The sequence below is a fragment of the Stenotrophomonas pictorum JCM 9942 genome (assembly GCF_001310775.1).
Classification (GTDB): domain Bacteria; phylum Pseudomonadota; class Gammaproteobacteria; order Xanthomonadales; family Xanthomonadaceae; genus Stenotrophomonas; species Stenotrophomonas pictorum.
On record NZ_BAZI01000351.1, the window covers coordinates 1 to 2739 of the forward strand.

At 69.3% G+C, this 2739-nt stretch carries 2 protein-coding genes; both read left to right on the forward strand.

Translation table 11 applies throughout. The annotated features are described in order from the left end of the window. A partial coding sequence (locus JCM9942_RS13545; RefSeq protein WP_054660326.1) for an efflux RND transporter permease subunit occupies positions 1-2486 on the forward strand: 2486 nt, incomplete at its 5' end. Continuing rightward, positions 2479-2739 (forward strand): GNAT family N-acetyltransferase (locus tag JCM9942_RS13550; protein ID WP_172675119.1); only part of this gene is annotated, 261 nt, incomplete at its 3' end. The genes JCM9942_RS13545 and JCM9942_RS13550, both read left to right, overlap by 8 nt.

Here is a 2739-nt window from a genome sequence, read left to right on the forward strand (position 1 = left end):
TGCCGGCCGGGCGCATCGAATCGGCCGACCGCGACTTCACCCTGCGCGTGGAGCGCAGCTACGTGGCCCCGGCCGACTTCGCCAGCATCCCGCTGGGCAAGGGCGCCGACGGCTATGTGGTGCGGCTGGGCGATGTGGCCAAGGTCGAGCTGGATTCGTCCGAGCGTCGCGCCTACTACCGCAGCAACGGCGAGCCGGGCATCGGCCTGGGCATCGTCAAGACTTCCACCGCCAACGCGCTGGACGTGGCGCGGCTGACCCGCGCCGAGGCCGAGCGGATCGCGCCGAGCCTGCCTAAGGGCACGCAGATTTTCGTCGCCTTCGACAACACCACCTTCATCGAGGCCGCCGTCGAGCGCGTCTACGCCACGCTGGTAGAGGCGATGCTGCTGGTACTGGTGGTGATCTGGCTGTTCCTGGGTAGCCTGCGCGCGGCGCTGATCCCGGCGGTGACCGTGCCGGTGTGTCTGGTGGCTGCGTTCATCGCGCTGTTCGCGTTCGGCTTCTCGATCAACCTGTTCACACTGCTGGCGCTGGTGCTGTGTATCGGCCTGGTGGTCGATGACGCCATCGTCGTGGTGGAGAACGTGCAGCGCCGCATCGACCTGGGCGAGCCGCCGCTGGTGGCCGCCCGTCGCGGTACCACCCAAGTGGCGTTCGCGGTGATCGCCACCACCGCGGTGCTGGTGGCGGTGTTCCTGCCGGTGGGCTTCCTGGAAGGCAATACCGGCCGCCTGTTCCGCGAGCTGGCCGTGGCGCTGGCCGCGGCGGTGGCCTTGTCGGCGTTCGTGGCGCTGACGCTGACGCCGATGATGGCCTCCAAGCTGCTCCGGCCGCATAGCGAGCGCAAGGTCGGGCGTCTGCACGGCTTCATCAACCGCCAGCTGGAACGTGTCTCGGCCGCCTACGGCCGGGTGCTGGACCGGCATGTGCAGCGGACCTGGATCTTCGGCGTAGTGATGCTGGCCGCGCTGGGCGCCAGCTGGGGCCTGTTCAAGCTGCTGCCCTCGGAGCTGGCCCCGGCCGAGGACCGCGGCTCGTTCCAGATTGTGATCGACGGCCCGGAAGGCGCCGGTTTCGACTACACCGTCGGCCAGGTGCAGCAGGTCGAGCAGATCGTTGCGCAGTTCGTCGGCCCGCAGGAACCGATCGTCCGCGCCAACCCGCGCGTGCCCGGCGGTTGGGGCAACAGCGAGGAAATGCACACCGGCCGCATCAGTGTGTTCCTGCAGCCGTGGCGTGATCGCACCGAAGCCACCAGCGACGTGGCCAACGACCTGCAGAAAGAATTGAACGGCCTGAGCGGGGTGCGCGTGCGCACCATGGTCGGTGGCGGGCTGGTGCGCAGCATGGGCCAGCCGTTCCAGATCGTGCTCGGTGGCCCGGAGTACGCCGAGATCGCGCAGTGGCGCGACCGTCTGCTCGCCCGCATGGCCGACTACCCCGGTCTGGTCGGCGCCGATTCGGACTACAAGGAAACCCGGCCGCAGATGCGGGTCAACATCGACCGCCAGCGTGCGGCCGACCTGGGCATCTCGGTGACCGACATCGGCCGTGCGCTGGAAACGATGATGGGCTCGCGCCGCGTCACCACCTTCGTCGACAACGGCGAGGAGTACGACGTGCTGGTGCAGGCCGGGCGTGAAGGCCGCGCCTCGCCGGCCGATCTGGCCGCCATCCAGGTGCGCGCGCGCTCCGGTGAACTGGTGCCGCTGTCCAACCTGGTCACGCTCAGCGAGGTGGCCGAGGCCGGCAGCCTGAACCGCTTCAACCGGCTGCGCTCGATCACCATCAGCGCCAACCTCGCTCCCGGCCACACCCTGGGCGAGGCCATCGCCTGGGTACAGGAGGCCGCCCGTGAGGAGCTGCCCGACTACGCGCAGATCGACTGGAAAGGCGAGTCGCGCGAGTACCAGAGCACCGGCAGCGCGGTGCTGCTGACCTTCGGCATGGCCCTGCTGGTGGTGTACCTGGTGCTGGCCGCGCAGTTCGAGAGCTTCATCCACCCGCTGGTGATCATGCTCACCGTGCCGCTGGGCGTGCTCGGCGCGCTGCTCGGGCTGTACATCAGCGGCGGCACGCTCAACCTGTTCAGCCAGATCGGCATCGTCATGCTGGTCGGGCTGGCGGCCAAGAACGGCATCCTGATCGTGGAATTCGCCAACCAGCTGCGTGATGAGGGCCGCAGCGTGCACCAGGCCATCGTCGAATCGGCGATGGTGCGCCTGCGCCCGATCCTGATGACTTCCATCGCCACCGTGGTCGGCGCGATTCCGCTGGTCGTGGCCGGCGGTCCCGGTTCGGCCAGCCGCGCCACCATCGGCGTGGTGGTGATCTTCGGTGTCACCGTGTCCACCTTCCTGTCGCTCTTCGTGGTGCCGGCGTTCTACGCGCTGCTGGCGCCGTACACGCAGTCGCCGGAGACGGTGGCCAATGAACTGGCCAGGCAGGAGCAGGAAACGCCCTCGGTCGGTGGCCATGCCTGAGCCGCTGCTCGACGGTCGCGTGCGGTTGCGGCGCTGGCGCAGCAGCGATCTGGAATCGCTGCTGCGCCATGCCAACGACGCGGCCGTCGCGCGCGGGCTGAGCACGCGCTTTCCGCATCCGTACACGCGGGCCGATGGCCAGGCGTTTCTGGGCGGGCAGGTGCTGGACCTGGACGGACCCGTGTTCGCGCTGGTGATCGACGGCCAGCCTGCGGCGGGATCGGGGGTCACCCGGGGCCAGGGCGAGCGCCGG